The sequence below is a fragment of the Flaviaestuariibacter flavus genome, assembly GCF_004337505.1.
Classification (GTDB): Bacteria; Bacteroidota; Bacteroidia; order Chitinophagales; family Chitinophagaceae; genus Flavisolibacter; species Flavisolibacter flavus.
In genome coordinates this window covers 357,047-382,323 of the sequence record NZ_SJZI01000002.1, presented here as the reverse complement: position 1 = coordinate 382,323, position 25,277 = coordinate 357,047, and the positions used below count along the sequence as shown (strand labels likewise).

Genomic DNA, 25,277 nt, shown 5'->3' with positions numbered 1-25,277 from the left:
TCAATTTATCAGATCCGCTTGATCGAGCAACCGACGGAGTTGGAGGTTTTTTGTGAAACATCTTTACCGGCAAGCATTTCGTCCATCGCGATCCGGAGGTGCTTGCGCGTTACACCGGAAGCATCGGGATTGTTGTCGATGGCGCCATGGTACACCAGTTTACCGCTTTTGTCGAAGAGGAAGCACTCCGGTGTTCTCTTTGCACCGAAGGCATCGGCCAGGGCTGATTTCTCGTCCACCACGTAATGCCATTTGTAGGCTTGCTCTTTTGCGTATTCTTTCATCGCGTCATAGGAGTCGGCATCGCTGCGCTGCGCCTCGTTGGAGTTGATCAGCACCACACCGATCTTCTTGTCGAGTGCATAGTTGCAGTGCGCCACGGTGCGCTCCTGGTTCCTGATCACATAGGGGCAGGTGTTGCAGCTGAACATTACCAGCAACCCGTTTTCCTTCGCGGCTTCTTTCAGCGAAACCGACTTGCCGCTGATGTCTTTCAGCTTTACATCGGCTTTGGGGAGGCTGGCGCCGATAGGCAGTTCATCTATGCCCCGGAAGGCGACGATGGCCACGATGGCGGCAAGGAACAGGAACATTCCGCTCTTTTTCATGTTGTGTATTTTGTATTCCCTAAGATCGGAAAAGAATCACTACGGCATCCCGCCGCTCATGGATTTTCAATTCCCTTTTGCTTGCGCAGGTTCAGCAGGGTCACATTCAGCTCAAAGCCGAGCAGCAATACCAGCGAGTTGACGAATATGAGCGACATGAGGATGAAAACCGCGCTCACCGATCCGTAGAGCTTGTTGTAGTTCGAGAAATTATTAGCCCAGATGCTCACCAGGAAGGAGGCAAGCACCATCAGCGACGTTGCGAATACCGAGCCGGGTGTCACCAGCGGCCACTTTTTGGAAACCGCAGGGCCGTGCCTATAAATGAAAGATACGGACCAGAAAATGAGCCCCAGGATCACGATCCAGCGGGTGCTTGAAATGATGTCGCGGACATTCTGGTTTTCGATGCCGACCCATTTGAGCACGCCGCGCTGGGCAATGAGCAGCAGCACACATACAAAGATGGTCACAAAGAAAATCATCGTCAGCCGCAGCGCGGTCTTCCGCTTCTGGAGGCCCGAGGTATGTGCAAAACCCTCATAGTTCTTATCAAATGAGCGCAGGATGCCCATCATGGCGTTACTGGAGAAGAACAAAGCCAATACGAGGCCAAAGGAAAGCAGTCCGTTCCGCGGACGCTGGAGGAAGTCGCGGAGAAACCCGATAATGACCGAGTTGTTCTTTTCACCTGGAACAATATCGCGGATGATGCCGAAAAGTTCGCGGGTAAACTGGCGCGAGATCGGCAGCAGCGGCACGAGCGTAAAGAGGAAGAGCAGCGTGGGCGGAATGGCCATGAAAACATTAAACGAGATAGCCGCCGCCCGCTCCGGCAGGCTGGTGCGTTGCAGCTGCCGCCCGAAGGCGCGTGTCAGCTCAAAGAGACTGAAGTGGCGGATACCCGGCACATAGGCGTTCTTCGAGCCCTCGATCACCCGGTTGATGGGGCGCCGGCCGGGAAAGCGTCTGCGGAATGAGGTCGGGATGGCCATCAGCGTTCGGAAGATTTGTTTTTTTGCGCACGCTCGTCGAGCGCCTGGTGGTAGGCCTTTGCGTTCGCAAGGTGCTCGCCATAGGTGGCCGTAAAGGTGTGCGTGCCGGGCTTTTCGGGGTTGGCAACGAAGAACAGGTAGTCCGTCTTCGGGGAATCCAGCACCGCGTCGATAGTTTTCCGTTGCGGGGTGCAGATCGGGCCCGGCGGCAGGCCGGTTACCTGGTAAGTATTGAAGGGCGATGCCACGGCCGTGTGCACCTGCAGCACCCGCGTGATGCTGAAATCTCCCACCGCGTATTTTACGGTCGGGTCGGCCTGGAGGCGCATCCCTTTATGCATCCGGTTGAGGTACACCGAAGCAATATTTCCTTTCTCTTCCTGTGCATTGGTTTCTTCTTCCACGATCGAGGCGAGGGTATAGGCATCTTCCTTGCTCAGGCCGAGTTTCTTTGCTTTATCGAGGCGCTCGTTGGTCCAGAAGCCCGCGGCTACATCGGCCAGCTTGCGCAGCACCTGGCGCGGACCGGCGGTCCAGTTGTAGGTATAGGTATCCGGGAAGATGAGCGTCATGGCCTTGTCGGGCGTCACCTTGAAAGCCGCCATCGAATCGGGGTTGCGGAAGAAGGCCATGAATTGCGCCGAGTCCATTTCAAACTTATTCCCCACGATTTCCGCGAGGTCGCCGGGTGTGCGCAGCTTTTTGATGGTCAGCTTCACCGGTGTCTGGGTGCCGTTGCGCAGGGTGCGGACAATGGTCAGCAGGCTGGTGCCTTCGCTGAATTCGTATTTGCCGGGGTGGATGCGGCCCCAGTAACCGAGGCGTGATGCCAGCCACTGGAAAGCCCGTGGCGAGCGCACGATCTGTCGCTTCCCGATCGAGTCGAGCACGGCTTCCCGCGTAGGCGCAGCGGAGCTGATGTAAAGGGTGCCCTTCCGGCCTTCGAAGCCGGTGCCGGGGCCAAGGAGGATCCAGGCGGCGCCGATGGCGGCCAGGAAAAGAACCAGGAAGATCAGGAGCAGGATGCGTCTCATACCGGGGTAAAGTAAATAAAAAAACCCTGCCGGTGTGGCGGGGCTTTTCCTAAGATTATGTTAGGGCCGGCGCTTACTTGGTGGGACCAGGCTGTGCACCGGGGAGGGTCGTGGTGTTTTTGGGAGCAGGGCGCGATACCGGGCCGGTACCGATGTTTTCCAGGCCGGCTTCGTTGCTGCGGCTGTCGCCGATGAACACCTTCGAGAAGATGCACAGCAGTGCGATCACAGCGGCACAAACCCAGGTGCCTTTTTCGAGTACGTCGGTCGTTTGCTTCACACCCATGAACTGGTTGGAGAAACCGCCTACGGAGCCGGCAAGGCCGCCGCCCTTGGGGTTCTGCACCAGCACGAAAAAGCCGAGGATCACACTAGCCAGGATAATGAGTATGATGAATAAGGTGGTCATGTCAGTCGTTTAACGTATTGATTTTGTCTGCAAAATAAGCGCTTTTTGCCGGATAGAGCAAACTTAATTTCCGGTAGATCTCCTGGGCTTTCGCCTTGTTTCCCTGCTTCAGCCACACTTCGGCCATCGACTCGGTAACGATCTCCGATTCGCGTACCGACTTGCCGGCCATGCCTTCCACGCGCGCATCGGAGCGGTGCTCATTTCCTGCTTCCGTGGTTTCGGTGGGCTGAACGCGCTTCATCGTCTTGAGCCACTCGGTAAAGCTTTTGAGCTGCTTGCCGAATTTGTCGGTGCCGAAATCAGCTTGCGACAGCTTGATACCCTGCGAAGCGAAATAGTCGACCGTATGATAAGGCTCAAAAGAAATGTCGCCGGTAGGAGGGGCATTGAGATCGATCTCGTTGAGACCGGGGAGGGGCGCGTCGGTGGCATCCGGATCGCCGGTTTCGGCTGCTTCCAGTTCCTCTTCCGGCGTAGCGATGGCGTGCTCCTCGATCGATGTCGGCCCGAAGTCCGGAAGCTCGATCGGCGCCGGGGCAGACGCGGTCTCCTCTTCGGGGAGCACCGCTATATCGCGGTTGAGAAAGAATTCAAACGAAACAGGATCGTGGTAATAAAGCAGCGCCTTCTGGTAATAGCGCCGGTATTCTTCCGTGGCTGGGTCCAGCTTTTTCAGCAACATGAAGTGCGCCGGCGCGAAATACGGATACTGCTCGGTCAGCTGCGCGATCTCGGCAGGCGTGCATTCAGCAAAGGATTTTTGCAAAAGCGATTCGGAAAGAATGTTCATCGGCGCTGCCATGGCGCCAAATTACGGTCAATCTTACCAATTCGAAAAAAGGCGGTTGAAAATATCGTCGGTGAGGCCGCGGACGATTTCTTCAAACAGTTCCCGCTCCGCATCCTGCAGCGACTTGGTGGCCTGGAAATCGAACGGCCGCGACAGCGTATACTCCTGCGGCGGCGCGGCGGGATCGCGCCCCTTGGTGACACTTACCTGAACCGTGACGGTGAGACGGTTGAGCGAGGCACCGGTGCTGCTTACGCCCGACGTGCTGAGGGAATAATCGGTAATGGTCGCATTGACCACGAGGTCGGCGCCGGGGTCGTTCGATACGCGGAGCCTGGTCTGGTTCTGGATCTTACGGCGCAGGCGGTCGGTGAGGTTGCCGGCGAGCTGCGTGTTCACATAGGGCGCGCGGTTCACGATCGGCGCAATCTGCACCGACTTCACCGTGTCGGGTATCGACACGTCGCGGAAGCTGTATACCCCGCAGGAGCTGAGGAAGGTCGTGCCCGCGATCAGTGCCACGATTGCGATCAGGAAACCGATTTTTTTATAGTTGCGCATGCCGTGTAAAACTAAGTCGAATGGGATAATGGGGTGATGGGGTAATGTGCTAATAAACTGCAAATGTCGGATTGCATAAATCGGTTGGAAAAAGGTGATTACCCCATCAGCACATCACCCCGTTACCCCACTATTCGTCGATATTGTATTCTTTCAGCTTCCGGTACAGCGTCCGCTCGGAAATGCCAAGGTCGGAAGCCGCGTCTTTTCGCTTGTTCTTGTGTTTCTTTAGTGCCTTTACGATCAGCTCTTTTTCCTTGTCCATGATATTGAGGCTTTCCTCCACTTCCTCGTGGTGGTGGATGTCGTCGTGGAGGATGACGGGCTGCACGGGGATGCCGGGGTTGTGGGGGACCAGCACCGGCTGCACCGGCCCGTCGTCGTGGTGGTGCACCGGCTGAATGTCCTGCAGCTCGCGGAAGAGGCCGGCATGCTGCGCCGCCGCACCGGGGTTCTGCAGCATATCGGCAAAAAGCTTCTTGAGCTCCGTCACGTCGCGCTTCATATCGAAGAACAGCTTGTACAGGATCTCGCGCTCGTTGCCAAAGGCGCCTTCATTGCTGTGCACACCCGCTGCCAGCACCGGCAGGCGGTTCATGTTGGCCTCGGGAATAAAGCGCGTCAGCTCCTGCGCCGTTACCAGCTTTTCGGAGGCCAGCACCGAGATCTGCTCGGCGATATTTTTCAGCTCGCGTACGTTGCCCGGCCAGGTATACTGGGAGAGACGCTGCCGCGCGGCGTCGTCGAGCTGTACCGGCGTGGTTTTGTAGCGCTCGGCGAAGTCGACCACGAACTTGCGGAACAGCAGCGGGATGTCTTCCTTGCGGTCGCGGAGGGCCGGCACGCGGATGGGAACGGTGTTAAGGCGATAGTACAGGTCTTCGCGGAACTTGCCGGCCTGCACCTGCTGCAGCAGGTCGCGGTTGGTGGCGGCAATCACACGCACATCCGTCTTCTGCACCTTCGAAGAACCCACGCGGATAAACTCCCCCGTCTCCAGCACGCGCAGCAGGCGCGCCTGGGTGCCGAGGGGCATCTCGCCGATTTCGTCGAGGAAGATGGTGCCGCCGTTCACCGTTTCGAAATAACCCTTGCGGCTGTCGACCGCTCCGGTGAAAGAGCCTTTTTCATGGCCGAACAATTCCGAGTCGATGGTGCCTTCGGGGATGGCGCCGCAGTTGACCGCGATAAACGGGTTGTGCTTGCGCCCCGAAAGAGAATGAATGATGTGCGAAAAGGCTTCCTTGCCCACGCCGCTCTCCCCGTTGATCAGCACCGTGAGGTCGGTGTTGGCCACCTGGGTGGCTACCTGGAGCGCGTAGTTGAGGGCGGGAGAGTTGCCGATAATGCCGAACCTGTTTTTGATCGATTGCTGATCCATGAGTTGTATTTATACGATGCTTCCGAGCAGCGTGGCCTTGGTGCATTCCTGCACGGTCACGTTTACATAATCGCCGGGCTTAAGGTCTTGTCCGTTCTTGGCAAATACGATGACTTTATTCTGCGAGTTCCGTCCCATCCAGTCGCTTTCCGAGCGGCGGGAGGTGGATTCGATGAGTACTTTATAAGTCTTGCCGAGGTCTTTCCGGTTGCTTTCGAGCGAGAGACGGTTCTGCAGGTTTACGATCTCCGTGAGGCGACGTTTCTTCACGTCTTCGGGGATATCATCCTTGTAGCGGCGCTGCGCCAGGGTGCCGGGGCGCTCGCTGTAAAAGAACATATAGCTCATCTCGTACTTCGCGTGCTCCATCATCGACAGCGTCTCCCGGTGCTCTTCTTCCGTTTCGGTGCAGAAGCCGGCGATGACGTCGCTCGACAGCGCGCAGTCGGGCATGATTTCCTTGATGCGGTCTACCTTGGCCTGGTACCACTCGCGGGTATAGGTGCGGTTCATCAGCTGCAGCACGCGCGTGGAGCCGCTTTGCAGCGGCAGGTGGATGTACTTGCAGATGTTTTCGTACTTGGCCATCGTGTGCAGCACATCGTCGGTGATGTCTTTGGGATGCGAGGTGGCAAAGCGCACCCGCAGCAGCGGCGACACGAGGGCCACCTGCTCCAGCAGCTGTGCAAAGTTGACCGGCTCCGCACCGTCGGCAGTATAATAGTAAGAGTCAACGTTCTGGCCCAGCAGCGTCACCTCGCGGTAGCCGCCTTCGAAGAGCGAGCGGCACTCATTGACGATGGAAACGTTGTCGCGCGAACGCTCGCGGCCGCGGGTAAAGGGCACCACGCAGAAGGAGCACATATTGTTGCAGCCACGCATGATGGATACGAAGGCCGTTATTCCGTTGGAGTTTAAGCGCACCGGCGCGATGTCGGCATAGGTCTCTTCGCGGCTCAGGAGCACGTTGACGGCCTTCTGCCCGCCGTCGGCCTCCGAGATCAGCTGGGGCAGGGTGCGGTAGGCGTCGGGGCCCACCACCAGGTCTACCAGCTTTTCCTCTTCCAGGAATTTGCTCTTGAGGCGCTCCGCCATACAGCCCAGCACGCCCACCAGCATTCCCGGGCGGGACTGCTTCAGCTTGCGGAACTCGGTGAGGCGCTTGCGCACCGTCTGCTCCGCCTTTTCGCGGATGGAGCAGGTATTCAGGAGGATCAGATCGGCCTCCTCGAAGTTGCGGGTGGCGCCAAAGCCGTCTTCCGCCAGGATCGAGGCTACGATCTCGGAATCGGAAAAGTTCATCTGGCAGCCATAGCTTTCGATATAAAAATGGCGCTTGGCGCCCACGGCTTCGATGGCGGAGGGGGCAAAAGCCTCGCCCTGGCGCGTTTCATCGATCACTTTCTCGGTCAATTCCAGCATAACGCAAAAAATAGGGCACAAAGATAACGCCTCAAGCCGGATTGTGTGACAAAGTGGCAGATTTTTGCGTTAAACCAAACTTTGCTTTTGGCGTGGGAGATTCCGGGTGTTTTTTTGAATGTTGGACGTGTTCCGTGGGAAAAAACAAACCGTAGAGCGAACAATCCAGGCCGAGTGTGGAGAAAAAAGGTGAAATAGACACATTTTGGGTATGGGTTCGCTTCCTATCCGAACCTTCAAATTTCCAATTTGGGAATTTCTTGCGCGCGGTAAAGCGCCAAATTCCGAATTTGGCGCTCTATTCCACGCGAAGCAGCTTCAAATACATGATTTGAAGGTTTTCAGCGCACACAAAAGCTCCGGTTTTAGGATTTGAGCCTTCCCTCCGGCTGATGTAGTTCTAAATTTGCGATTGGAAGTGCTCCTGACCTGATAGACAGGGGCGGGTCGAAAATGAGATGCTCGTTTGTAGGGTATAACCAGGCAAACAATCACCGGGTCAGATCTGCGGTCCGCTTTTTCGCGACGGCGCGGCGGATGAAATGGTTTCGCCAGCAAGAAATGAAAAAACGGGACGCTTGCGTCCCGTTCAAAAAAACGTTGTGCCGTCGTGCCGTTGTGTCTTCGTGATCCGAGGGCGCTTGCGGCCGTCTCACCGCATTAAAGGTCACAGGATCACGCCGGGTTGATCTGGTAGCGTCCCGCCAGCCAGCTGTCTTTTACCGGGATGATCCATTTGGACTCCATTTCGGCCTTGGTGCCGACGGTATTGTTGAAATACAGCGTGTCGGGTGTGATAAGCCCGCCGTTAAGCGCCGGCTGCACCTGCGCCATCGGGATGGTCTGGATGCGCTCCTTTACAAAAAAGGCGAGGTGGGTACGGTTGAAGAAGTCGACCTTGAATTTCTCGCCCATCTCTTTTACAAAACGCACCGACGAATCGGTGCTGCAGCCCGATACGCCGGCGGCGCGCTCGTCGGCCATGAGCACCAGGAACTGCCCGAAGAGCAGGTTGCCCCAGGCGCTCACCTGTGCGCCGTGTGAGCGCCAGGCTTTCACAAAATCTTCCAGCAGCGGCTCCAGCGCGAGGGCCTCGCTCATAAAAAGAAGTCGGTTGCTCTGGTAGATCCATACACGGCTGTCGGGGGCGAAATTATCGGGCAGGTATTGCTGGAAATCAAGCGTCATGGCGCAAAGGTAGGATGGGGAATCTTTTGATCTCGGATCTCTGGATCTCGGATCTGAGGGTAGATTCTATCCGTAAGGCCTGTTTTTCGGATTGATCCGAAGCCATCATTGCGATCGTGTTATTTTTTTTCTCACGGGTCTCAGGGTTTGTCTACCAATTTCCAGTCTTTAATGAGCCAGGTGCCGAGGAGGCCGCGGCGCAGGGAAAGGTCGGCGAGGTAACGGTTGGAGTCGCGGGTTTGCTTGGCCTTGAGCTCTTCGTAAGTGGCATCGATGGTGGCGCTGTATCCTTTGGCAATGATGTGAATACCGGAGCCCCTGCTGGTGCTGACGGATCGTACCTCTGCCAGGTCGTGCTCCAATGGCTGCCGCGCGCCGTAGGCGGCATTAACGCGGTCCCATACAATGCGGAACAGGAGCCCCACGGTAGTGTAACCACCCACGCTGCCGATCACCACCAGCAGCAGCACGAAAAAGAGCTTATCGCGCAGCACCACCTTGGTACTGGTAAAAACCTCCGCCACTTCGGGGCGCAGCCAGGTAAACACGAGCGCGATACCGAGCCCTACCGGGATATAGTTGGCCAGCAGCTTGTAGGTGGCGTTGCCGCCGAATTGCATCGGCTCCAGGAACCAGTAATAGCACAGCGAAAGCAGGATGCCGCCAATCATCGTGTAGCCGGCACGCCTGATGGAGCGGTCGGACCGCCGGGTAATACCGGTGGGCACGCTTTTTTGCGTATGGGCGAACCTTTTCTGCATCATCCGAACTCTTTAGAAATGTTCTTTCCGAAAGCGGCGCAAGCGGTTGCGGTCGGCAACAAATTTACTGACGGAATACAGAATGCCGGCCGGAAGAAGTACCAGCGCCAGTCTTTCCAACATAAGGAAAAACGGAAAGCCCTTGCCCAGGATAAAATGAATGATCACGAGACCGACAATGAGGAGCACGGCGCCGAGGGCCAGGCAGAAGAGATAGAAGAACAACGCGTGGCGCCAGTACCATTTGAGCGTGCGCCCCGCCAGCTCGTCGGCCTCGCCTTCGGAAACCGCACCGTTGGATTTCTCCTTTTTCCGGGTGAAAGTCTGCACCAGGCCCATAAAAGTCGCGATCACCGTATAGCGTAGCAGCGCACGGGAGTGATCCTGTTCTTCCTGCCAGCCACCGGTAACATACCGCATGGCTACCAAGAGCAGCAGGATTGCGACAAAGTGCCTCAGGAAATGCGTGAAAAAAATACCGACGCGGTTGCGTTGCTCTTCCATGGAATGAAAATATACCGGACTGGCAATGTCGCAAATGGGCCTGCTGCCAAACCAAGTCAGACATCCGACATCCGCGATCGGAAAATTTCCCCCTACGCCATACTGCGGGCCACGAGCTCGGCCACATCCAGCACCTGCACCGATTCTTCTTTTTCAGCGTTCTTAACGCCGTCGGTGAGCATGGTGTTGCAGAAGGGGCAGGCCGCCGCTACGATGTTGGCGCCGGTTTCGATGGCTTCAGTGGAACGCTCGAGGTTGATGCGGGTGGTGCCCGGCTCTTCCTCCTTGAACATCTGCGCGCCGCCGGCACCGCAGCAAAGGCCGTTTTTGCGGCAGCGTTTCATCTCCACCAGCTCGGCGTCGAGAGCTTCCAGCACCTGGCGGGGCGCCTCGTAGATGTCGTTGCCGCGCCCGAGGTAGCAGGAGTCGTGGTAAGTGATCTTGCGCCCTTTGAAGGATTCGCCTTCCTTCATCCGGATCTTGCCCTGCTGAATGAGCTCGTTGAGGTAAGTAGTGTGGTGCACCACTTCGTAGGTGCCGCCCAGCACGGGGTATTCGTTCTTGAAAATATTGAAGCAGTGAGGACAGGCCGTCACGATCTTCTTTACGTTGTAGTTGTTGAGGGTCTGGATGTTCTGGTAAGCCATCATCTGGAAGAGGAACTCGTTGCCCGCGCGGCGTGCCGGGTCGCCGGTACATACTTCTTCGGGGCCGAGGATGGCGAAGGAAACACCCACCTTGTGCAGGATGGTGGCAAAGGCCTTGGTGATCTTTTGCGCACGTGCATCGAAAGAGCCGGCACAGCCTACCCAGAACAGCACTTCGGGACTTTCACCGGCGGCGGCCATTTCGGCCATGGTACGAACCTGCATAGAGAGAATTTGATGATGTCGGATGTCTGATTTGCGCAAGCGGCGCGAAACAAACCTTCGCGATTAAATTATTGCCGGTCAAAAATAATAAGTAAGATGTTACGTGGTAGAATTGTTTAACGGCAGAATCGTGGCTGGCCACTTTGGTTGGGAGCCTTCGGTAATTGGAAGCGTGTAAAGGCGAAGGCCCTTACCAATTAACCAATAGACCAATTTACTCTTTCTCTGCGCTACATTTGCCGGCCGGACTATGAGCAGATTCCTTACCCGCATTCGTAACTGGGAGCAGTGGCCCTTCTGGCTGCGCTACCTCAACATCACCCCGATGTGGGCCTGGTATTGTATCAAATCGGGATCGCCCTGGTTTTTTACGCCGTCGAATCCCACGCTTACGTTTGGCGGCTTCGAGGGTGAGAGCAAGAAGGAAATGTATGAGCAGCTGCCGCCGGGCTCTTTCCCCGACACCGTTTACGTCGCACCGCGGATCCCGTTTGCCGAAGTGCGGGCATTGGTGGAGGCCGGTGGCATTTCGTTTCCCTGTATTGTCAAGCCCGATGTGGGTATGGCTGGCATCCTGTTCCGGAAGATCGCGGGCTGGGAAGACCTGGAGGCCTACCACGCGCAGATGCCGGTGGATTATCTCGTGCAGGCCCTTATTCCCTACCCGGTGGAGTACAGCATATTTTATTATCGTTACCCCGGGCGGGAGCGGGGCGTTATCACGGGCTTCCTGCAAAAAGAGCCGATGAGCGTCACGGGCGATGGCAGGTCAAGCCTGCTCGAACTTGTGGAGCGCCATCCCAATGCACGCTTCCGCGTAGAAGAAATGCGGCAGAAGCACGACCTGGAGCGCGTGCTGCCGGCAGGGGAGAAGCTGTTCCTGACCTATGCCGCCAACCTGAACCGCGGTGGTGTTTTCATCAACCTCCATGCAGAGATCGATGAGGAGCTCACCCGCCTGGTAGACCGCATCAATGGCTATTCAAAGGAATTCTATTACGGCCGCTACGACCTCAAAGCGGCTTCGCTCGAGGACCTGAAAGCGGGCCGGAATTTCCTGCTGCTCGAATACAATGGCTCCGGCGCCGAGCCCAACCATGTGTACCAGCAGAGCATGACCCTGCGGCAGGCGCACCGCGAGATCCTGCATCATTGGAAAGTGCTGTACGAGATCTCGAAGATCAACCGCAAGGCCGGGATCAGGGTATGGCCCGTCCTCCGCGGCTGGAACTTCCTGCAGCAGTCGAAAAAACATTTCGCCCTGCTCAAAGTCCTCGACGAAAAAATTTAACCAACCGCCTGAACCTCTTGTACCTGCTGAACCGCTTGAACCCCTAAATCCCTTACTTTCGGGCGCACGAAATCTTGCCATGCCCAAGCTCCTCCGGATCTTCATCACTGGGATGTTCATTTCCTTTTTGGGTTCGCTCCCGCTGGGCACGCTCAACGTGGCGGCCATGCAGATCGCCATCTACAAGGGCATCGCATCAGGACTCTTTTTTTCATCGGGTTGCCTATTGGTGGAGGTGATCTATGTGCGCCTGTCCCTGGTGGCGATGGATTGGGTACGCAAGCAGAAAAAGCTTTTCCGGATCCTGGAATGGGTGACGCTTGGGATCGTGGTGATCCTGGCGATTTCGAGCTTCAGCGCCGCTGCCCACACGGCAAAGTACAACACGCCGGTAGAGCCGTCCTACCTGCGCAACACGCTGCACCCGCTGCTGCTCGGCTTTCTCATGAGTGCGGTCAACCCGGTGCAGATACCGTTTTGGTTTGGCTGGAGCACGGTTCTGTTTACAAAGAAGATCTTGCTGCCCCGCAATGACCATTATAACACCTATATCGCGGGCATCGCGCTGGGCACGCTGTTCGGCAACTTCGTGTTCGTATTCGGCGGCGCCGCCATTGCCGGCTATATATCGGACAAGCAGGGCCTGCTCAACTGGGTCATCGGCGGCATCTTTACGCTCACGGCGCTGATCCAGGTCTGGAAAATGTGGCGCAACAAAGGCGCCGAACGCTGGGTAGAACACCCGGAAGAGCATACAAAGCCCTTCGAGGACGAGATCGACGAGCTGCAACAATTATAAACCACCAATATGATCAATCAATCCCTGCTTCCCGAACTGAAGCACGAAGCGGCCTCCACCCGCAAGATGCTGGAGCGCGTACCTTTTGACAAATGGAGCTGGAAGCCGCATGAGAAGTCGATGTCGCTTGGCGACCTGGCCACCCACGTTGCCGACCTCGTCAACTGGACCGCCTTTACCATCGGCACCGACGAGATCAACTGGGCCGAGTTCAAGTACAACCCGCCTGTGCCTAACAGCACTGAAGACCTCGTGGCCATTGCGCAGAAGAACGAAGACGCATCGATCGCCGCCATGGAAGCTGCCTCCGATGCCCAGCTGATGCAACCCTGGACGATGCGCAACGGTGAGGCCGTGTTTTTCACCATGCCGCGCGTAGCCGTTATCCGCACCTTCGCCATGAACCACCTGGTGCACCACCGCGGGCAGCTGTCGGTATACCTGCGCCTGCTGGGCGTGCCGGTGCCGGGTATGTACGGCCCGACGGCAGATGAATCGTAAACCATAAGCCGTAAGCCATGAACGCTGACGCCAGATAAATAAGAAAGGATGCCTCAGGCATCCTTTCTTATTGCAGTGCATCGAAGGCTCACAGTTTACGAGCCCTCTTCGTTAAGCTCCAACGCCCAGTTGGCGCGGTCGTCGGGACTGAACTTCCAGGGAGCGAAGTTGTTTTCCACGTTGCTGTACATACCGTTCCACTCGGAGGGCTGGTTCGATTCCTCAAGGGCAAGGTAGCGTTTCAGCTGGTTGATGATGCTCAGCGGGTTGATGAGCACGGGGCAGGCTTGCACGCAGGCCTGGCAGGAGGTGCAGGCCCAGAGTTCCTCGGTGGTGATATAGTCGTGCAGCAGCGTCTTGCCGTCTTCCTGGATGGTGCCGCCGTTCTTCTCGCGGGCAACACCGATCTCTTCCATGCGGTCGCGGGTGTCCATCATGATCTTCCGCGGCGACAGCTTTTTGCCTGTTTGCGTGGCCGGGCAGGCCTGCGAGCAGCGGCCGCACTCGGTGCAGGTATAGGCGTCGAGCAGGTTCTTCCAGCTCAGGTCGGCCACGTCTTTGGCGCCAAAGCGCTTATGGCCTTCTGCGGCGGCATCGCCGGTGGGCGCCAGCTCGGGCTGCATGGCATAGAGCACTTCCTGCTGGATCTCGGGCATATTGGTCATCTCGGCCTGCGGCTTCAGGCGGGCGAAATAGGTGTTGGGAAATGCCAGGATGATATGCAGGTGCTTGGAGTAGGGGAGGTAGTTGAGAAAAACAAAGATGCCCGCGATGTGCAGCCACCAGGCGCTGCGCTCAACGCCCACCAGGGTGCTGGTGTTAAAGCCGGCAAATATTGGTGTGATGATGCCGGATACCCAGAAGTCGGCCGTCTGCACTTCGCCGTAATGCCCGTAACCCCGGAGTTGCAGGGCTTTGTCGGCCGCATTCATAACGAGGAAGAGCGACATCAGCAGGATCTCCCAGCTCAGGATGAAGTTGGCGTCGCTGCGCGGCCAGCCGTTAAGCTCAGGCATGTTGAGGCGCTTCACGCGCACCACGTTGCGGCGCAGCAGGAAAACGACGCAGGAAGCCAGCACGAGAAAAGCGAGTATCTCGAAAAAGTTGATAACAAAGGTGTAGAAAGTTCCCAGCGTGGGTGCAAAGAGGCGGTGCGAGCCCAGGATGCCATCGAGGATGATCTCGAGGATCTCGATGTTGATGATGACGAAACCCGCATACACCAGGAAATGCAGCAGTCCGACAAGCGGTTTGTCGAACATCCGCTTCTGGCCGAAGGCCATCAGCAGTGTGTTGCGCCAGCGCGCACCCGGGTTGTCTTTGAGCTCCTCATCGCGCCCCAGGTTGATGTTGCGGCGGATGGCACCCACCTTGCGGGCGAACACCCAAACCGCGGTGGCGGCCAGGATCACGAACAAAATTTGCTGCACAAGTTGCATGCGTGTAGTATTTTAACCGCGTAAAAATAACAGATGGGTCCCGATATTGTTGCAAAGAATTCGATCCTCGACGCAGACGCCGCCCGGCGCCGCATCCGGCGCATGGCCTACGAAGTAGCCGAGCAGAACACCGGCGAAACCGGCATTGTCATCCTGGGCATTGAAGGCAATGGTGAGGTGGTGGCCGGCCAGCTACGGCAGGAGCTGTCATCCATCTTTACGGTACCCGTCTCCACCGGCATCGTACGGATCAATAAAAAGGCCCCGCTCGACGCGCGCATCGATGGCGCCACTGGTATCGATGGTAAAGTAATCCTGGTGGTAGACGATGTGTCCAACACCGGCAAAACGCTCCTATATGCGTTGAAACCGCTGCTGTCCTTTCAGCCCAAAAAGATCCAGACCCTCGTGCTGGTGGAGCGTTCGCACAAGCTGTTTGCCGTGCAACCCGATTTTGTAGGACTTTCCGTATCCACTACGCTGCAGGAGCATATTACCGTAGAGACGGACGGAACTATTGTCACGGGCGCTTTTTTGCACTAGAGGACGAAGTGCTCGGGCGCGAAGCCGACGCGCAGCGTCTTTGCGGGCGGAGCGAAGCAAATCCTGTATGTACAAGGTGGTAGCATCCGCAAGTAGTTCCGACCTGAAGCTCTTGCCGGCTACGGCCTGTTCTTAGGTCGCGCAGTTTGCTGCGTTCGCGATGGCGGCCGGAGGCTGTCGCTTCGCAAAAATTCATTCTAAAAATGCAGCAGGTGTCCCTTGAAGGACCCGTTTGAAAACTCCAGCGACGGGGCCGGGAACTTCAGGATATTGATAGAATAAAACACGCTCCGCAAAAGTTTACTTTTCGTCGGGATCTGCGTCAGGTCGATGTCCGGCGCCAGGTACCATTGCCGGAATCGCTTAATATCGGGCCGGCTGAATGAAACATTGCCATTTGCGTCCTTGTCCCTGTTTTCATAGCCGCCAAACATGCCGTCGGCACCATAGCCAACGGAAATACGCAGCCATTTGGGAAGTTTCCAGGCTGCCGGAAGCGGGAAAGAAAGCCAATAGGTTTGCGTATTGTAATCCTTGAGCAATTTATTCTGGAGGCTGCTGCCGAATAACTGCCTGGCACGCGGGGCCAGCTCGGGACCATAGCTACGCGGGTGAGCCGAGAATTTCAACCGGAACTTTTGCTCGCCCCAGCACAGTTGCTGCGTGGCGAAAAGCGCTGCCCCGAAAAGGTCTGCGCCCGCGTCGCCCCAGCTCCAGCCCCATTCGGCGGAGCGGCCGTCGAGGTATTCCACTCCCAGCATGAAAGCCAGGCCCGAGCCGGCTGCCAGCAGTGTAGCTTTTTTATTGCTGTAACCGCTCCAGCGCCAGAGCCCATAGCCGATATGGCTCATCGAGTATACCGACCAGGCATGGCCCACCTTGTCCATCTGCTGCCATTCGCCGATATCATTAAAGGTGTGGAATGCGCTGTGCTCGTAGTCCTTGTACCAGGCGCCATTGAGCCATGCCAGCATACCACCGTAGATGCCGACAGCCATTCCATCTACCAGCACCTTGCGGCGGCCAAAGCCATCCGTTACCGGTTTTGCGGATACCATCGCGGCTGCGGTTGCCTTACGGAAATTATCCGGCCGGGCCACGACGATCGGCTTAAGGGCAGGCGTGTCCTGTGCCGCGGCACCGAGGAAAAGGAAGCTAAAAATGACAATACATAACTTCTTCACGGGCCAAATGTACATACCTGTAAATTCGCATCGGCAGGGTTTGCCCGGCCCTTTGCATAACGGATAAACGAAAATCAACGCAATATGGATGCAGCAATTGCACAGAAAGTACAGAACTGGCTCGACGGAGCTTTCGATGAAGAAACGAAAAGCGCGGTGCGTGAGCTCCAGGCCAACCATCCCGACGACCTCGCCGATGCATTTTACCGGAACCTCGAGTTCGGTACCGGCGGCCTGCGCGGCATCATGGGTATCGGCACCAACCGCATGAACAAATACACGGTGGGCATGGCTACACAGGGATATGCCAACTACCTTAAGAAAAGCTTTCCCGGCCAGCAGGTAAAAGTGGCCATCGCACACGACTCGCGCAACAACAGCCGCTTTTTTGCGGAGACAGTCGCCGGTGTTTTCGGCGCCAACGATATCAGGGTGTTTCTCTTCGAAGAGCTGCGTCCTACACCGGAGCTGTCGTTTGCCATCCGCCACCTGGGATGCCAGGGCGGCGTGGTGTGCACCGCTTCACACAACCCTAAAGAATACAACGGTTACAAGGCTTATTGGAACGACGGCGGCCAGCTGGTACCCCCGCACGATAAAAACGTGATCGCCGAAGTGGAAGCCATCGCGTCTGTTGAAGACGTAAAATGGAGTGGCGGCGAGGCGAATATCACGCTCGTTGGCAAGGAGATCGACGAGGCTTACCGCAAGATGGTAAAGGGCCTCAGCGTTTATCCCGAAGCCATCGCCGCGCAGCACGACCTTAAGATCGTATATACGCCCATCCACGGGACGGGCATCAAGCTGGTGCCGCAGGTGCTGGCCGACTATGGCTTTACCAATGTCACCATCGTTGACGAGCAGGCCACACCCGACGGCAATTTCCCGACGGTTGTCTATCCCAACCCGGAAGAATCAGAGGCAATGAGCATCGGGCTGAAAAAAGCGCAGGCAATCGATGCCGACATCCTCTGCGGCACCGACCCCGACGCCGACCGCGTTGGCGTCGGCGTGAAGGATCACAAGGGCAACTGGGTGCTGCTCAATGGCAACCAGACCGCTGTACTGGCCTTCAATTACATGATGGAAAGCCGTCGCGAAAAAGGACTCCAGCAACCGAACGATATGGTGGTAAAGACCATTGTGACCACGAATATGATCGATGAGGTGGCAGCGGCGCTGAGTGTAAACTGCTACAGCGTGCTTACCGGCTTCAAGTGGATCTCGGAGCTCATCCGCGCCAAGGAAGGAAAAGAGAACTATATCATCGGCGGGGAAGAAAGCTATGGCCTGATGATCGGCCAGGAGATCCGCGACAAAGACGCCGTGTCGGCCGTGGCTATTCTTTGCGAGATGGCGGCCTATGAAAAGAACAAAGGCCGCTCGCTGTTCCAGAAGCTCATCGACCTCTATGTTACCTATGGCTGCTACCGGGAGCACCTCGTGTCGATCACGAAAAAGGGAATGAACGGGCAGCAGGAAATCGCCGACATGATGGAACGCTACCGCAGCAACCCTCCGCAATCGCTCGGCGGCGTGAAAGTGGCCCAGATGCTCGACTACCAGAAGCAGGTGGCTACCGATCTTACTTCGGGACAAACAACACCGATCACCCTGCCGAAGTCGAACGTACTTCAGTTCGTGCTGGAAGATGGCAGCAAGATCTCGGCGCGTCCTTCGGGCACAGAACCCAAAATCAAGTTCTACTTCAGTGTAAAAGCGCCGCTCGCCTCCGCCGAACAGTTCGACGAAGTGTACGGCGGGCTGGAAGGCAAGATCAGTGCTATTACCAAAGATCTTGGTGTATAAGATCTGCCAAGAGCATCGTTGCTCATCCTACCACATTCAAAAAGGCCTTCGGGCCTTTTTTTATTTTAGTATCCGCGGCCACAATCGCGGTACCTGCCGGCGGTATCGTTCATAGTCGGCGCCGAAATCCTGTACCAGCTTGGCTTCTTCAAAAGGGATCGCCAACACCGTGTAGGCATGAATGAAAAAAGCCGTGATGCCCATCGAAGCATAGGGAACAACCAGGAACAGTCCCCATACGAAAGCAAAGGTGCCGAGGTAAAGCGGGTGCCGCACATAGCGGTGCACGCCGTCGATGCGGAGCTCGGGTGCCACCACCTCGTGACGGAAAAGACTTTTGAGCCCGCTCAGGCTGAGAAAGTATTTCCTGATGCAGGCGACCATTAGGATTGCGCCCGCAGCGCCCAGGATATACCCGGCAAAGCGCCAGCCCGCGGGAAGCAGGAGCGGGGAGGGGATCCGAAGCTGCCACCACAGCAGGGCGCCGAGTGTCGCAAAGGCAAAAAGAACATACGCGGCGCGGTAGTACGGCGCGAGGCGGGGCATGCGCCCGAAGAGCGCCCGTTTGAGGCGTCCGCTGGCAAGGACGCTGTGGAAAAACCCGAACAAAACCCAGCCAAAGGCAAGCAGGAGGTGTTGCTGCAGCACTGTATAAAAATATTGTGTGGGCGCCCCGGCAAAGCCCATCCGGGGCGGTTATCTTTGTGCCATGAGGAAGTTTGAGGATACGTACCGCCATATGGGGCTACGTAAGAAGCTCGTGGACCTGCTGCGCGGCAAGGGCATTCAAAGTGAAGCCGTGCTCGACGCAATCAACAAGATTCCCCGTCATTTTTTCCTGGACTCGGCATTCGAGGAATTAGCCTACGAAGACCGTGCCTTCCCCATTGCTACCGGCCAGACGATCTCGCATCCCTACACGGTGGCCTACCAGTCGCAGCTGCTGGACGTAAAGCCGTTCCAGCGGGTGCTCGAAATCGGAACGGGCTCGGCCTACCAGGCCTGCGTGCTGGCGGAGCTCGGCGCCCAGGTGTTTACCATCGAGCGCCAGAAGCCGCTTTTCGATGAAAACAAAACTATCGCCTGGCTCCGAAAGTATCCTTCCATCAAGTATTTCTACGGCGACGGCTTTGAAGGCCTGCCCACTTACGGGCCTTTCGACCGGGTACTGATCACGGCCGCCGCTCCCTTCATTCCTCCTAAACTGGTACAGCAACTGAAGCCCGGTGGAATCATGGTAATCCCCACCGGCGAAGGCGACGTGCAGATCATGAAGCGTCTCACCAAAAACGCGGATGGCTCCGTCAGCGAGGAAGTATTCGAGCAATTCAGCTTCGTGCCGATGCTGGAAGGAAAGAATGGATAGCGAATGCGGTAATGCGGTAATGTGATAATATTCAGGCGGAGTTTCCCCGAAACATTGCCTGCCTTAGCCGGTAACCGGCAGGATTACCGCATTATCAAATTACCACATTACCACATTGTATTATCTTGTCGCCGAACTCATTGCTTATGAGAATCGTTCCGTTTCTTGTTTCTGCCGTTATCACGGGCGCGCTTGTATTTGCCCTCGAACACAAGTGGAAGGGTGTGCCGCAGGTAGGGCCCTTCCTGAGCCCGCAGCAAGGCTTCTGGCAGAATGCCGAGCCTGCGAATGAAGATTACAATGCCAACCTGAAGCTTCCCGGGCTAAAAGGAAAAACGACCGTTTATATCGATAACCGCCTGGTGCCCCACGTGTTTGCCGATAACGAAGAAGATGCCTATTACGTGCAGGGTTATCTCCATGCGAAGTTCCGGCTCTGGCAGATGGAATTCCAAACCTATGCAGCCGCCGGACGCCTCTCCGAGATTCTGGGCGAGAATCCCGACATCCTCAAGTATGACCGCAGCCAGCGCCGGCTTGGAATGGTAACCGGTGCCGAGGCAACGCTGAAAGCCATGGAGGCAGACACGGAGAGTAAGAAGTATTTTGACGCTTACACTGCGGGTGTCAATGCCTGGATCGATGCGCTTCCTTCCAGTGCACTGCCGGTGGAATACAAGCTGCTCGGCTACCGCCCTGAGCGTTGGAGCAACCTGAAGACCGCCCTATTCAGCAAGGCAATGGCAAAAGACCTTGCCTCTTATGAGCGCGACCTGGAATTCACCAACGAACGTTCGGTTTTTGACCTCTCCCAGATAAAAGCTCTATACGACGACCTGTCCGACTCGTCGAAGCCGATCGTACCGCAGGGTACGGCTTTCGCACCGGCGGGTATCGTGCCGGTAAAGCCGGCCACGGCCGACTCCCTTTATTTCAGGCAAGACAGCAGCCTGCGTGTAAGGCCCGTTGGCAAACCCGACCGGAACAATGGCTCGAACAACTGGGCCGTAGCCGGCAGCCGCACCGCCTCGGGAGCGCCCATACTTTGCAACGACCCGCACCTCAACCTCACGCTGCCTTCCATCTGGTTTGAAATGCAGCTGCATACCCCCACGATGAATGTATACGGCTGCACCTTCCCGGGTGCTCCGAGCGTGATCATGGGCTTCAACGACGAGATCGCATTCGGAACAACCAATGCCATGCGGGATGTAAAAGACTATTATGCAATCCGCTTCCGCGACAATTCAAAAAAAGAATACTGGTACAACGGGCAGTGGACGCCGACGCAACTGAAGATAGAACACATCAAAGTCGCCGGCGCGCCCACCATTTATGATACGGTGGCATATACGGTATTTGGTCCCGTGTCCTATGATGCTTCCTTCACCAATGAAGTTTCTGACGATCGTGCGATCGCCGTGCGCTGGACCGGGCAGGAAGGATCCAACGACCCCGCGCTTTTTTTTAAGTTGAACCGTGCAGCGAATTATGATCAGTATCGCGAGGCCATCCGCGGACTGAAAACGCCGGGGCAGAATGTCATTTTCGCCAGCAAGTCCGGCGATATCGCTATCTGGCAGCAGGGCAGGTTTCCTGCGCGCTGGGAAGGGCAGGGGCTCTTCGTGATGCCCGGCGAGGACAGCAGCTTTGCCTGGCAGGGCTTCATTCCGGACGAAGAGAACCCGCACGTGCTTAACCCCGCGGAAGGCTTTGTGCAAAGTGCCAACCAGCGGCCTACGGATGGCAGCTATCCGTATTTCATTCCGGGAAACTATATCAGCCCACGCGGCGTGACGATCCATAACACGCTGATGCAACTGCAGCGGGCAACGCCTGGCCAGATGATGGCGCTCCAGCAAAGTACTTTCAACAGTGTTGCGGAAGATGCTGTTCCGCTGATGCTCCGCTTCCTCGACAGGAATGCCGTCGACCCGAAAGATGTGACCTATTACGATGAACTTGCGCGCTGGGATTTCCAGGAGCGCGCCGAAGGCCGCGCCGCCACCATTTTCTGGTCCGTGTGGGATTCGCTGAAGACCGCGTTTGTGGGCGATGAACTGGGGCGTGTCAGTGAACCGAAAGTGTGGCCCGACGATCAGAAGGTGCTCGAGCTGTTGCTCCGTGACACCGCGAATGTTTTTGTCGATGATATCCGCACGCCCGAAACAGAGACGCTGCCCCAGCTGGTACGCCGTGCCTGGGCCGGTGCTGCCGCATCCCTGCATGCCGAAGAAAAAGAGAACAACCTGACCTGGTATAAACACAAGAAAGCGGCGATCCGCCACCTGCTCCGCGATGCGCTCTCACCTTTCTGGCACCGCGAACTGGTGGTAGGCGGCAGTGCGGTGACACCCAATGCCGTCACGCAATACCACGGTCCGAGCTGGCGGCAGGTGATCCAGTTGTCGCGCCAAACGGTCGCCTACGGCATCTACCCGGGCGGGCAAAGCGGTAATCCCGGCAGCCGTTATTACGATAATTTCACCGACGACTGGGCTCGTGGCCGCTACTACCCGCTCTGGATGATGGAGGCCACCGAGGCCAAAGACACGCGGGTTCGCTGGACCATGACCTTCAACCCTTCATAAACTGCTTATGCGTTTCCTGGTTTCAATCCTGCTCATCCTGCTTTTTGCCTTCATCGCCGGCCGTTACCTCCCCTGGTGGAGCGTAGCCGTGGTGGCTTTCCTGGTCGGCGTGGCACTGCCGCAGCGCCTGCCCCGGAGCTTTTTGTCGGGATTTTTAGCAATTTTTTTACTGTGGGCCGGCATTGCATTATGGCTCGACCTCGAAAATGAACAGTTACTTTCGCGAAAGGTCGCTGAGCTGCTGCACCTGCCTTCGTCCTTCCTGCTCTTGCTGGTAACAGCGCTGGTTGGTGGACTGGTAGGCGGATTTGCAGCACTCAGCGGCGGCGCCCTCCGGGCCAACCGATAAAACTGCATATGCGAAAGATCCTGCTGCTCCTCAGCCTGCTGGCTGCAACCGCCGTTCATGCGCAAAAGGTAACAGGGAAAGTTACCGACCTGCTGGGCAACCTGCTACCGTACGCGACCATCCAGGTAAAAGGAAGAAACATCGGCGCGACTGCCAACGCGGAAGGCCGCTTCCGGCTGGCGCTGCAGCCCGGCGATTATACCATCGTATGCCAGCATGTGGGCTACCAGCAAACCGAGAAGACGATCACCCTTGGAACGGAAGACATAGAGCTGCACTTCCAGTTGCAACAGCAGCAGCTTACCCTTGGAGAAGTAATTATCAAGAAAGGCGAGGACCCGGCTTACGCGATCATCCGCGAAGCGATCCGCAAACGGGTTACTTACCGCGACGAGCTGCGGCGGTTCTCCACGCAGGTCTATACAAAGGGACAATTCCGGCTGCGCGATTTCCCGAAAAAGTTCCTGGGTCAGAAGGTGGACTTTGAAGACGGCGATACTTCGAAACGAAAGATGCTCTACCTGTCGGAAACCGTAGCGCGGTATTCGGTGGATCCGCCGCGGAAGGTGAAAGTGGAGGTGATTGCAACCAAGGTGAGCGGCAACTCCGACGGCTTCGGGCTCAGCGCGCCCCGCATTTTCACGCTTTACGACAACTTGCTGCAGGTGGGCACGGGCCTTAACCCACGCGGGTTTATCTCGCCCATTTCCGATAACGCGCTTCACTACTACAAATACAAGTACGAGGGTGCCTTTACCGAGAACGGGCGGATGATCAACCGGATCCGCGTCATCCCGAAGCGCCGCTACGAGCCGCTGTTCCAGGGTTATATCAACATCGTTGAAGACGACTGGCGCATCCATTCACTCGACCTGACGATGGTGAAGGAATTCGCGCTCCAGACACTCGACACACTCCGCCTGCAGCAGCTGTACGTGCCGCTGCCTTCCGGGCAATGGGTACTCCGCAACCAGGTGCTGTACCCGGCCGTGAAGGTATTCGGGTTCGACGCCTTTGGGTCCTTTGTAAACGTTTATTCCGATTATGACCTCGACCCGAAGTTTCCGAAAGGCTACTTCGACAATACCGTGCTGCGCTACACCGACAGCTCGAACAAGAAGCCGGAAGACTACTGGAGCGGCTCGCGTCCCATTGCGCTGCAGGATGATGAGGTGACCGATTACCGGCGTAAAGACAGTATCGAGAAGTTGCAGCACTCCCCGCAATACCTCGATTCGCTCGACCGGATCCGCAACAAGGTATCGTTGCAGCAAATGGTGCTTACGGGACAAAGCTTCACACGTGAAAAGCGCCGCGAAACCTGGTTCGTTCCGTCGTTGCTCGAAACGGTAAGCTACAACACCGTGGAGGGACTGGTGATCAACGCGCGGGCTACCTATACCAAACAACTTGATTCCTTTGGGTTTACCCGCCGTGCCCTTTCCGTTACACCGGAGTTGCGCTACGGCTTCAGTAACCGGCACCTGAACCCCAACCTCAGCGTCAGCTACAACTTCAGCAACAAGCGGTATCGCTATATCACGCTGTCGGGCGGCAGCGATGTATTCCAGTTCAACAATGAAAACCCGGTAAGCCCCTTTCTCAACAGCTTTTCAACCTTGTTGTCGAAGGTCAACCGGCTGAAGATCTATGAAGCGCGCTACTTCCGCGCCGACTATGAACAAGGGCTTGAGGATGGCTTCAACTTCAGTGCGCGGGTGCAATACCAGGACCGGATTCCACTTGAAAACAGCACTGACTTTACCATCCGGTCGAAGGAAGGAGTAGAATTTACGCCCAATGCACCGACGCCGCTGGCCGACACCAATATCACCCGTCACCAGGCGTTCCTGGTAACGGTCGGCCTTCGCTGGCAGCCGGGCACCCGTTACATTGAGTTCCCGCAGCGCCGGGTGAGCATTGGATCGCGCTACCCGGTCTTCGGATTGGCTTTTACCAGGGCGCTGCCCGGTGTGCTGGGGGGCGACGTGTCGTACAGCCGCTGGAATTTCAGCATCGCTCACAGCCTCAACCTGCGCCTGGGTGGCCGCATGATCTACCAGGTGCAGCTCGGGGGCTTCATCAACCGCGATTCGCTGCAGACGCCGGATTATATCCATTTCAAAGGAAACGCCATCAAATTCAGCGAATCTTATGCGGGCCGGTTCCAGCTCGTGCCTCCCTATTATTTCAGCAATGCAAGCCGTTTCTACACGGCGGTATTCTTCGAGCATCATTTCAATGGCCTGCTGACCAATAAGATCCCGCTGGTCCGCAAGCTGAAATGGAACCTGGTGGCCGGTGCCAACATGATGTACCATGCTCCGGGCAGAAGTTACCTCGAGCCGTTTGTAGGCCTCGAGAACATCTTCCGGATCTTCCGTATCGATCTTATTTACGGGATTGAAGACAACGGCGTCGAGCATCTGGAATTTCCGCGCCTTGGACTTTCCACTTCGTTGTTTTCTCGTCAGTGATCCTTAGTTTTGCAGCCATCACCCATCGGAATAAAACAAGCCCGTATGTCTCTCAGCTCAACCGCGATGCAAGCCATCAACGAAACCCACCAAAGCCTTATCCACCCGCAAACCAATGCCCCTTTCCTGGCAGCCGCGCTCGTTATGAGTGTTTACGCGGCACAGCTCAGCAAAAAGCAGCTCCGCCGTATGAAGCGCCGTGCGCTCTGGTCTTTCTTTAAGGCGAAAATTGCCGGAATGATCACGGGCCGCGACAGCGGGATTTCTACACGTACGCTGATGTACATCCTCATCGGCCTGGGGGTGCTGATCCTGGCCTTTATCGCCCCGGTTGTAGCCATCATCCTGCTCCTGGTGGGCGTGCTGATCCTCCTGCTCAACCGCTGATTTAGCATTTCAA

General features: G+C 56.7%; 25 protein-coding genes. 10 read left to right on the top strand and 15 right to left on the bottom strand.

Annotation, left to right across the window (positions count from 1 at the left end):
* Positions 1-8 precede the first annotated feature (8 nt).
* The 12 genes from EPD60_RS02340 to EPD60_RS02285 all read right to left on the bottom strand — a co-directional run bounded on the left by EPD60_RS02340 (position 9) and on the right by EPD60_RS02285 (position 10,528).
* A complete protein-coding gene (locus tag EPD60_RS02340; protein ID WP_131446451.1) occupies positions 9-608 on the bottom strand; it encodes a thioredoxin family protein in 600 nt (199 codons plus the stop codon).
* A gap of 56 nt (positions 609-664) precedes the next feature.
* Complete coding sequence (locus EPD60_RS02335; RefSeq protein WP_131446449.1) at positions 665-1,603, bottom strand: YihY/virulence factor BrkB family protein; 939 nt, start codon at positions 1,601-1,603, stop codon at positions 665-667.
* The gene (mltG, locus tag EPD60_RS02330; protein ID WP_131446447.1) at positions 1,603-2,637 is read right to left on the bottom strand and encodes an endolytic transglycosylase MltG; all 1,035 of its coding nucleotides are present in this window, start codon (positions 2,635-2,637) and stop codon (positions 1,603-1,605) included. Before mltG ends, EPD60_RS02335 begins: the two co-directional genes overlap by 1 nt.
* Before the next feature lie 73 nt (positions 2,638-2,710).
* Entirely contained in the window at positions 2,711-3,046 is a 336-nt protein-coding gene (secG, locus tag EPD60_RS02325) for a preprotein translocase subunit SecG (RefSeq protein WP_131446445.1), read from the bottom strand.
* 1 nt (position 3,047) lies between these two features.
* Positions 3,048-3,851, bottom strand: a complete 804-nt coding sequence (locus tag EPD60_RS02320; protein ID WP_131446443.1) for a hypothetical protein — start codon at positions 3,849-3,851, stop codon at positions 3,048-3,050.
* A 21-nt stretch (positions 3,852-3,872) separates the two neighbouring features.
* Positions 3,873-4,400 (bottom strand): LPS assembly lipoprotein LptE, encoded by a 528-nt coding sequence (gene lptE / locus EPD60_RS02315; protein WP_131446441.1) that lies wholly within the window; start codon positions 4,398-4,400, stop codon positions 3,873-3,875.
* A gap of 130 nt (positions 4,401-4,530) precedes the next feature.
* Complete coding sequence (locus EPD60_RS02310; RefSeq protein ID WP_131446439.1) at positions 4,531-5,781, bottom strand: sigma-54 interaction domain-containing protein; 1,251 nt, start codon at positions 5,779-5,781, stop codon at positions 4,531-4,533.
* Between the two features lie 9 nt (positions 5,782-5,790).
* On the bottom strand, positions 5,791-7,203 hold the full coding sequence (gene miaB / locus EPD60_RS02305; protein WP_131446437.1) for a tRNA (N6-isopentenyl adenosine(37)-C2)-methylthiotransferase MiaB: 1,413 nt from the start codon (positions 7,201-7,203) through the stop codon (positions 5,791-5,793).
* 675 nt (positions 7,204-7,878) lie between these two features.
* On the bottom strand, positions 7,879-8,391 hold the full coding sequence (locus EPD60_RS02300) for a hypothetical protein (protein WP_131446435.1): 513 nt from the start codon (positions 8,389-8,391) through the stop codon (positions 7,879-7,881).
* A gap of 140 nt (positions 8,392-8,531) precedes the next feature.
* Entirely contained in the window at positions 8,532-9,155 is a 624-nt protein-coding gene (locus tag EPD60_RS02295) for a hypothetical protein (protein ID WP_131446433.1), read from the bottom strand.
* Between the two features lie 9 nt (positions 9,156-9,164).
* Positions 9,165-9,656 carry a hypothetical protein gene (locus EPD60_RS02290; protein WP_131446431.1) on the bottom strand — a complete coding sequence of 164 codons (492 nt, stop codon included), beginning with the start codon at positions 9,654-9,656 and terminating at the stop codon, positions 9,165-9,167.
* 92 nt (positions 9,657-9,748) lie between these two features.
* Positions 9,749-10,528: a (Fe-S)-binding protein gene (locus tag EPD60_RS02285; protein ID WP_131446429.1), complete on the bottom strand. Its 780-nt coding sequence runs from the start codon at positions 10,526-10,528 to the stop codon at positions 9,749-9,751.
* 250 nt (positions 10,529-10,778) lie between these two features.
* On the opposite strand from EPD60_RS02285, the gene EPD60_RS02280 reads away from it, so the two are divergent.
* The 3 genes from EPD60_RS02280 (at position 10,779) to EPD60_RS02270 (ending at position 13,119) form a co-directional block, all read left to right on the top strand.
* Positions 10,779-11,819: a hypothetical protein gene (locus EPD60_RS02280; RefSeq protein ID WP_131446427.1), complete on the top strand. Its 1,041-nt coding sequence runs from the start codon at positions 10,779-10,781 to the stop codon at positions 11,817-11,819.
* A gap of 79 nt (positions 11,820-11,898) precedes the next feature.
* Entirely contained in the window at positions 11,899-12,618 is a 720-nt protein-coding gene (locus tag EPD60_RS02275) for a LysE family translocator (protein ID WP_131446425.1), read from the top strand.
* A 9-nt stretch (positions 12,619-12,627) separates the two neighbouring features.
* Positions 12,628-13,119 carry a DinB family protein gene (locus EPD60_RS02270; protein WP_131446423.1) on the top strand — a complete coding sequence of 164 codons (492 nt, stop codon included), beginning with the start codon at positions 12,628-12,630 and terminating at the stop codon, positions 13,117-13,119.
* 95 nt (positions 13,120-13,214) lie between these two features.
* Here EPD60_RS02270 and EPD60_RS02265 read toward each other — a convergent pair whose 3' ends face one another.
* Positions 13,215-14,558, bottom strand: coding sequence for a 4Fe-4S dicluster domain-containing protein (locus tag EPD60_RS02265; RefSeq protein WP_131446421.1), 1,344 nt, complete (start codon positions 14,556-14,558; stop codon positions 13,215-13,217).
* Between the two features lie 33 nt (positions 14,559-14,591).
* Between EPD60_RS02265 and EPD60_RS02260 the strand changes: the two genes are divergently transcribed.
* Positions 14,592-15,101, top strand: coding sequence for a phosphoribosyltransferase family protein (locus tag EPD60_RS02260; RefSeq protein ID WP_131446419.1), 510 nt, complete (start codon positions 14,592-14,594; stop codon positions 15,099-15,101).
* 197 nt (positions 15,102-15,298) lie between these two features.
* On the opposite strand, the gene EPD60_RS02255 is transcribed toward EPD60_RS02260, so the two are convergent.
* Complete coding sequence (locus tag EPD60_RS02255) at positions 15,299-16,285, bottom strand: DUF2279 domain-containing protein (RefSeq protein ID WP_165871372.1); 987 nt, start codon at positions 16,283-16,285, stop codon at positions 15,299-15,301.
* Positions 16,286-16,369: 84 nt separating this feature from the next.
* Here EPD60_RS02255 and EPD60_RS02250 point away from each other — a divergent pair, with 84 nt between their 5' ends.
* On the top strand, positions 16,370-18,094 hold the full coding sequence (locus EPD60_RS02250) for a phospho-sugar mutase (protein ID WP_131446415.1): 1,725 nt from the start codon (positions 16,370-16,372) through the stop codon (positions 18,092-18,094).
* 60 nt (positions 18,095-18,154) lie between these two features.
* On the opposite strand, the gene EPD60_RS02245 is transcribed toward EPD60_RS02250, so the two are convergent.
* A complete protein-coding gene (locus EPD60_RS02245) occupies positions 18,155-18,781 on the bottom strand; it encodes a methyltransferase family protein (protein ID WP_131446413.1) in 627 nt (208 codons plus the stop codon).
* A gap of 22 nt (positions 18,782-18,803) precedes the next feature.
* Between EPD60_RS02245 and EPD60_RS02240 the strand changes: the two genes are divergently transcribed.
* From EPD60_RS02240 to EPD60_RS02220, 5 genes are all read left to right on the top strand, one after another.
* A complete protein-coding gene (locus tag EPD60_RS02240) occupies positions 18,804-19,460 on the top strand; it encodes a protein-L-isoaspartate(D-aspartate) O-methyltransferase (protein ID WP_131446411.1) in 657 nt (218 codons plus the stop codon).
* Positions 19,461-19,606: 146 nt separating this feature from the next.
* A complete protein-coding gene (locus EPD60_RS02235) occupies positions 19,607-22,051 on the top strand; it encodes a penicillin acylase family protein (protein WP_131446409.1) in 2,445 nt (814 codons plus the stop codon).
* A 7-nt stretch (positions 22,052-22,058) separates the two neighbouring features.
* Positions 22,059-22,400, top strand: coding sequence for a hypothetical protein (locus EPD60_RS02230; protein WP_131446407.1), 342 nt, complete (start codon positions 22,059-22,061; stop codon positions 22,398-22,400).
* A gap of 8 nt (positions 22,401-22,408) precedes the next feature.
* On the top strand, positions 22,409-24,877 hold the full coding sequence (locus tag EPD60_RS02225) for a DUF5686 and carboxypeptidase regulatory-like domain-containing protein (protein ID WP_131446405.1): 2,469 nt from the start codon (positions 22,409-22,411) through the stop codon (positions 24,875-24,877).
* A gap of 45 nt (positions 24,878-24,922) precedes the next feature.
* Positions 24,923-25,264, top strand: a complete 342-nt coding sequence (locus EPD60_RS02220; RefSeq protein ID WP_131446403.1) for a hypothetical protein — start codon at positions 24,923-24,925, stop codon at positions 25,262-25,264.
* The last annotated feature ends 13 nt before the right edge of the window (positions 25,265-25,277 follow it).